A 4,709-nucleotide genomic window follows, 5' to 3' on the forward strand; every position below is an offset into this window, starting at 1 on the left:
CTGACATCGATCAAGTCGGCACCCCCTGTCTGACTCCCGAAGTCACCACCAAACGACTCCCGGAGAAACAGGCACAGCCAAACGGGATTTTGCTGTGGCTTCCATGGTCTGTACCGGCTAAATCTCAGACATCCGACCGCATGCCCGTCACTGCTCCGGCCTTGAGTCGAAGACGGGCGTTGCTGGGTAGTCCTCAAGAAGGAGAAGCCCCCGCCTTGAGTCGATGAACTGGCCCACTCGTTGCGCCAGCAGCGGCCGGACCTCGCCGAGCGCGCGTGATGGTGGGGCGGTCCACACCGAACCAGAAGGCCAGCATGTTGTGTGGTGCCATGGCGCAGGCTCACCAGAGTGGCCAGCAGGCGGTCGACGAGGACGAACCTGTGCCTCGCCCCCGCTCCCACAGCCCGCTGCCGCGGCCGAGCCGCGAGCCGAGCCTGATGCTGCTCGTGCCACAACGGCCCTACCTCAGCGATGAGTTCAGCGATCACCACGGGCGAGAGCCCCGTGACCCGCTCCTCCGCCACGATCAACTCACGCGCCCCAGCACCCACCAGGGACAGTTCAACGAGCTACCCGGCGCCGAGCCACGACCAACCGTGCCACGAGATCGCTAGGCGTCGGCGCCCGCGTTCCGGCGGTCCAGGCTGCGGTGTTCTGCCGGGTGCAGCCGAATACCCAGGTTCGTGGGCATCATCGCGAAGGTTACACGTTCCCCGACCGGGCCGGTCGTCGTGTCCGCCTCCAGCACGAAGTGGCGGCACACCATCGCGACGACCATCGTCACCTCGACGAGGGCGAGGTTTCGTCCGGGGCAGAAGCGAGGCCCTCCGCCGAAGGGCAGGAACGGCGAGGCGTCGTTCGGCTGCGGGGCGGACGGGGACAGCCATCGGTCGGGCTCGAACGCCCCGGGGTCCGGGTACCTGTGGTCGTCGACGTCCGAGGCGTGCGTCATGAGCGGCATGACGAGGGTTCCGGCCTCCAGACGCAGGGCGTTCGCGCCGTCGGGGATCGTAATGTCGCGCGCCGCCTGCATGATCAAGAAGGGGGACGTCGGCCGCAGGCGGATTGATTCGTTGACCACCGCCTCGGCATACCGCAGCCTGGACAGGGCCGCCGGGTCGGACGGAAATTCGTCGTCCCCCAGCACCTCCTCCGCCTCCTCCCGCACCTTCCGCTGCGCCTCGGGGTGGATGGCGAGGTAGTGCATCGCCCATGCCGCGGCGGCGGCGGTGTTGTCCTCCCCCGCGACGATCATGTTGACCACGGCACTGACGACGTCCTGCTCGCTCAGTTTCGCGGCGTCGTCCATGCTCGCCTCGGCAAGCGCCTCGAGATACGTGACCGGCGCCTGTCCTTCGGCCACGCGGCGCCGGGCGTGGACGTATTGCTCCTTGACCAGGTCACGTAGTTCCGCGACGGTGGCATCCAGCCTGCGGTCGGCGGGCAGGCGGACCCATCGCCAGTACGGGACCGGGCTGGCGATCCTGCGTCCCAGCTTCTCGAAGACCTGCGGCAGACGCCGGGGCAGACCGTCGCCGTCCCGCTGCCTCACGGCGTCCAGGTCATGGCCTGCCAACAGGGCCGTCGAGACCTCGAGCGTGTAGCGCATCAGGTCGTCGAGAACGTCCACCCGCTCGCCCCCGGTGGTGGCCCAGAGCTCCCGCAGCCGCTCGATGGACCGGGTGATCACGAAGAAGGAGTTGCGCAGGGCCCCCGCGTTCAGGCCCCGCATCGCGATCCGGCGCATCCGGCGCCAGTCCTCGCCTTCCGCGTCGAACAGCCCCGGGGCGCCCATCTCGTCGATGAGGCGTGCCAGCATCGGAGCCCGCCGGAACGCCTCCGGCCGCTCACGCAGCACCGTCTGGACGACCTCCGGCGACGAGGTGACGACCAGGGGGGTGCGGCCGAACCGGATCCGGTAGGTCGGGCCGTACACGTCCCGCCAGTCGTGGAGCACCCTGTGCATGGCCATGCCGCGCCCCAGTGCCGGGAGGTGGCCCAGCAGCGGTACCTTCGGCGGCTCCGGCAGGTCGGTGACGGTGACAGTGAGCATTTCTCGGTCCTCTCCACGGACGGCCGGGTTCGCAGCACACAGGTTGACACCTGTTAACCAGAGAGAAGTTAACAGGTGTCAACTGGCCGTGTCGAATGCCGCCGGACTGCCGTCCAGCACAGCGGGAACTCTCGTCCTCCCGCCATGGACAGGCAAAGACGGGAAGTGACAAAAACGAGGAAAGAAGAGGAAGAAGAGAGACAGTCGGGAGCCGGTGCTCAGTTCGCGAAGCCCCACAGCGCGAAGAGCCGGTCGACCTGTGTCTCGATGTCCGGCCACGCCATGTGCGGCTTGTGGATACGCAGGGAGACCACCCCGTGCATGCCGACCCAGAGGTCCTCGGCCGCGACCCGCGCGTCCGCGCCGGCCGCCCGGGCGAGCTGGCCGATGCCCCCCAGCACGTCGTCGGCCGCGCCGCTGTACACGTAGTCCGCACCCAGCTGGTCGGCGCTCTCGAAGCGCAACTGGTAGAGCCCCGGGTGAGCCACGCCCCACTCGAGGTAGGCGGCGGCAAGGCGGCGGAGCCGTTCGACCGGCGGCAGCCGGGGGTCGTCGGCCTCCGTCATCGCGGCAACGAAGGCGGCGTCGATGCGCAGGAGGATGGCCCGGTTGAGGTCGCCCTGCGAGGCGAAGTAGCGGTACACCGCAGTGGCGGACACCCCGCAGGCGCGGGCCGCCGCCCGCAGGGACGGGATCGCGAGGGTCAGGCCGGGAGAGGCCAGTTCGAGGGCCGTCTCCAGCAGCCGGTCACGCAGCCCTTCGCCAGGCACCTGTCCCACCCTCAACACCTCGGCTTCCTCCGTAGGACTCGAATCTAACCCGGCCGGGCGCGGTTGCCGCGGACAAGGCCTATTCGTCCCGTACCAACCGCGCCTACCTGCGCAGAAACCACATCAAGGCGGTCATTCCGGAGAAGAAGGACCAGGCCGCCGGCTGCAAGAAGAGAGGCAGCCGGGGCGGGCGGCTCGTCAGCCACGACAGCGGCCTCTACTAGGAACGCAACACCGTCGAACGCCTGATCAACCGTTTGAAGGACTGGCGCGGCATCGCCACCCGCTTCAACAAGACACCCGAGAGCTACCTCGTCGGCCTCGAACTCCGGGCCTCGATGATCTGACTCGAGGACCTCCTGCGAGCAGCCGATTGATCACAACATCACGCAGACCTTAGTACGGCAGCCGCCAATTGCTAGCTGCCCACGTATTTCCTCGTTTCGGCGGATGCGTCGATGGAGCCCACAGGAGCGTGCCTGGTGACGGTGGCGCCGGTTCGACTGGCGTGACGGGCGGTAGGCGGGGTGAAGAGCGGCCGTGAGCAGATGTCTGATCTCCGGGGCGGTCGAGGCGACCTGCGGCGCGGCGCGTGGCTGGTATCGCTTATTTCTGAGCGCTGTCAGGTGTATAGACTTCACGCGCTGTCCTTGTGCCCCTCAGCGGCGCCCGGCGTTCACACGAAGGAGATTTCGTGCATTTCGTTTTTGTCCCCGGTGTCGGGCACGGCGGTTGGTGCTGGCATCCCGTCGGTCAGCGGATACACGCTGCTGGGCACAGCGCTCTCGCCCTGACCATGCCCGGTCTCTCCCTCGGCGACGATCCGCGGGGCCTGCGACTGGTGGACGCCGTTGACCACCTAGTCGGCGAGGTCGAACGCCGGGACCTCACCGACGTCGTGCTGGTCGGCCACAGCTGGGCGGGTTTCCCGATCACCGCCGCAGCGCCACGGCTCGCCGCCCGCCTCGCCCGGATCGTCTTCTATAGCGCATACGTGCCGCTGCCAGGCGAATCCATGGCCTCCGCGCTGGGACCCGAAACGGCGGAGTTCATGCGCGCCACCGCAGAAGCATCGCCGGACGGCACCATAGGGATGGACTTCGAGACGTTCGCGAACAACCTCATGCCAGGTGAACCCGCTGCGGCGCAGCGAGTCATCTATGACCAGTTGCTGCCGACCCCCGGCGGTTACGTGCTCGACCCGATCGAGACCGACGGCATTTACACGACAGGGATTCCGATCACGTACGTGCTGTCGGAAAACGACCGCTCCCTCGCAGCACCCGGCCTGGAACTGGCCGCCCGCGTCGGCGTGCAGCCGATCATGGTCCCCGGCACACACGAGGCCCTCCTCACCCACCCCGACGAAGTGACCAAAGGTTTGCTCGCGGACCTCGACTGACTACAGCTATCACGACCCCCGGAACCCGCCAACCGACCACCGAAGCGGGAGTGTCAACTTAACGGCTGATCTTGGTTGTTGGTCGGTCAGTGGGTGGCTGGGGTGAGCCGGCCTTCGAAGTGGATCTGGAAGGCGTTCAACGGGGCCTTCCAGCGCATGGTCCAGCGCTTGCGGCCCTTGCCTGTCGGGTCCAGGGACATCAGCGCCATGTAGACCCACTTCATGGCGGCCTGCTCGTTCGGGAAGTGCCCGCGAGCGCGGACGGCCTTGCGGATCCGTGCGTTCACGCCCTCGGTCGCCGCCTGGCCCACTGGAGCGCTCACCGGCGAGCGCTCGCGGCCCGGTTGGGCGGCGACGAATTCGGCGTCGTCGCAGTCCTGGCGCCGGACACCGCGCTCGCCGACCTCGCCGCGCTGCGCGAGCAGCTGCAACAGCCCCTCACCCACGACCGGGTGACCCTCACCCCGAGCGTCTCTCTCGGCAT

General features: G+C 67.9%; 4 protein-coding genes and 1 pseudogene. 2 read left to right on the forward strand and 3 right to left on the reverse strand.

The window, feature by feature from the left end; all coding sequences use genetic code 11:
• Positions 1–610 precede the first annotated feature (610 nt).
• Positions 611–2,053 (reverse strand): cytochrome P450, encoded by a 1,443-nt coding sequence (locus IE271_RS40175; RefSeq protein ID WP_190195374.1) that lies wholly within the window; start codon positions 2,051–2,053, stop codon positions 611–613.
• Positions 2,054–2,271: 218 nt separating this feature from the next.
• Entirely contained in the window at positions 2,272–2,832 is a 561-nt protein-coding gene (locus tag IE271_RS40180) for a TetR/AcrR family transcriptional regulator (protein ID WP_190195375.1), read from the reverse strand.
• A gap of 38 nt (positions 2,833–2,870) precedes the next feature.
• On the opposite strand from IE271_RS40180, the pseudogene IE271_RS40185 reads away from it, so the two are divergent.
• Together IE271_RS40185 and IE271_RS40190 are read left to right on the forward strand one after the other, a co-directional pair.
• Positions 2,871–3,170, forward strand: a pseudogene (locus IE271_RS40185) (transposase); the annotation flags it as partial.
• A gap of 347 nt (positions 3,171–3,517) precedes the next feature.
• The gene (locus IE271_RS40190) at positions 3,518–4,225 is read left to right on the forward strand and encodes an alpha/beta hydrolase family protein (protein ID WP_190195376.1); all 708 of its coding nucleotides are present in this window, start codon (positions 3,518–3,520) and stop codon (positions 4,223–4,225) included.
• An 86-nt stretch (positions 4,226–4,311) separates the two neighbouring features.
• Here the strand turns inward: IE271_RS40190 and IE271_RS43135 are convergent.
• The coding region (locus IE271_RS43135; RefSeq protein WP_229919968.1) for a transposase at positions 4,312–4,709 on the reverse strand (398 nt) is incomplete at its 5' end.

The organism is Streptomyces minutiscleroticus, from assembly GCF_014650875.1.
Classification (GTDB): domain Bacteria; phylum Actinomycetota; class Actinomycetes; order Streptomycetales; family Streptomycetaceae; genus Streptomyces; species Streptomyces minutiscleroticus.

What these genes read in the sequence shown, in the direction of transcription:
- IE271_RS40175 (WP_190195374.1), bottom strand. Translation starts at nt 2,053, where the DNA reads ATGCTCACTGTCACCGTCACCGACCTGCCGGAGCCGCCGAAGGTACCG.